Annotated in this window: 1 protein-coding gene and 1 pseudogene; both read left to right on the forward strand. The window is 79.0% G+C overall.

Annotated features, from left to right (window positions below):
* Window positions 1-963 (forward strand): SWIM zinc finger family protein (locus tag B7P34_RS35860; RefSeq protein WP_223268609.1); only part of this gene is annotated, 963 nt, incomplete at its 5' end.
* Window positions 964-1,340: 377 nt separating this feature from the next.
* Window positions 1,341-1,531: pseudogene (locus B7P34_RS35865) on the forward strand (DUF5691 domain-containing protein); the annotation flags it as partial.

Genomic DNA, 1,531 nt, shown 5'->3' on the forward strand with positions numbered 1-1,531 from the left:
GCCCGGCGGCGAGGGGAGCGCCGGGCCGCGCGAGTCTCCGCGGGCGTCACGGAGTTGGAGCAGCGGCTGGCGGACCTGCTGCGCGGCGGGCTCGCGGCCGCGGAGGGCGCGGGGTACGGGCAGTGGGACGAGACGGCGGCCCGCATGGTCGACGCCCAGGCGCCCGGGCTGGCTTCGCGCGTACGGGAGTTGGGGTCGCTGCGGGGGGCGGGGGCGGACCGGGCGGGGCGGCTGCTGGAGGAGTGCGCCTTGCTGCACACCCTCAACCAGGGCTGGCTGCGCCTGGGAGATCTGCCGGAGCCGCTGGCCGCGACGGTGCGTTCGCGGGTCGGTCTGACGACCGACGCCGCGACCCTGCTGGCCTCCGGGCCGGCGGTCCGCGACCACTGGCTGGTCCTGGCGCAGCGGGACAGCGACGACGGCCGGCTGACCACGCGCCGCATCTGGCTCCACGGACGCGGCTCGGGCCGGACGGCCCTGCTCCTCTCCTACGGAGCGGCCGGGCGGGCGCCCGAACTGTCCCTGCCCGTGGGCCTGTCCGTCGACGCCGACCTCGTCTACTACCCGGCGGCCCGCCCCCTGCGCGCCGCGCTCGGCGCGCGCCACGCGCCGCCCGCGGAGAGCCCCGGACCGCCGCCGGGCGGCAGCGTGACGGCGGCCCTCGCGGCGTACGGCGAGGCCCTGCGCGACGACCCCTGGACGGAGACGTGGCCGGTCGTCCTGGAAAACGTGATCCCGGTTCCGCCGCCGGGCCCGTCCCCGGCCCTGGAGGTCAACGGCTGGCAACTGGCCGACGCGAACGGCGAGTCCGCGCTCGCGATCGATCCGCGGGCGCGGGACAGCCGGGGCCTGTGGCAACTGACGTCGATATCGGGCGGCGCCCCGGTCACGGTCTTCGCGGAATACGGCCACGGGGGCGTCGTCCCCTTGACGACGTGGGCCCCGGAGCCGGTGCCGCTCTAAGCCCCCGGGGCAGCCCGTGAACCGGGCGCCCGCCCCCGCCCTCCTGCCGGGCGCCCGGCCCCCCTTTCCGCCGGGGCCGGGGCCGGCGCCTCACTCCCGCCGCGACGGCGCGCAACCACCGACAAGCGACCCGAGGCCGGCACGGCACCGCCGACCACGACCGTGGGGGCTGAGCACCGCCGCGGCGGAAACACAGGGGTGGGGGCACCCCCTACCGCCCCGCCCCGCCGGGGCCGGCGCCTCGCTCCCGCCGCGGCGGAAACAGCGGCCCAAGAGCCCCTGGGCCCACTCCGCCCCGCTCCGCCGCGACGGCGTGCAACCACACACAACCCGGCCGGCGGCGCCGACACCGCCGCAGTCCTGCGAAAGGCAAGCGCATGACCACCACTTGGGACGAGCTCGTCACGACCGCTCTGCTCGGGACCTCGCGGCGCGCGCCCGCGCCGCCCGTGCGTGCCCGGGACGGGCAGGACGCGGCCTCGGCACTGCTGGACGCCGCTGCCGTGGAGACCGTGCGGCGGCGCGCGGGAGCCCTGTCGGCCGCGGCGCGGGCCCGGCCGGAGCCGGC

The sequence above is a fragment of the Streptosporangium nondiastaticum genome (assembly GCF_003011965.1).
In the GTDB taxonomy this organism is placed as follows: domain Bacteria; phylum Actinomycetota; class Actinomycetes; order Streptomycetales; family Streptomycetaceae; genus Streptomyces; species Streptomyces nondiastaticus.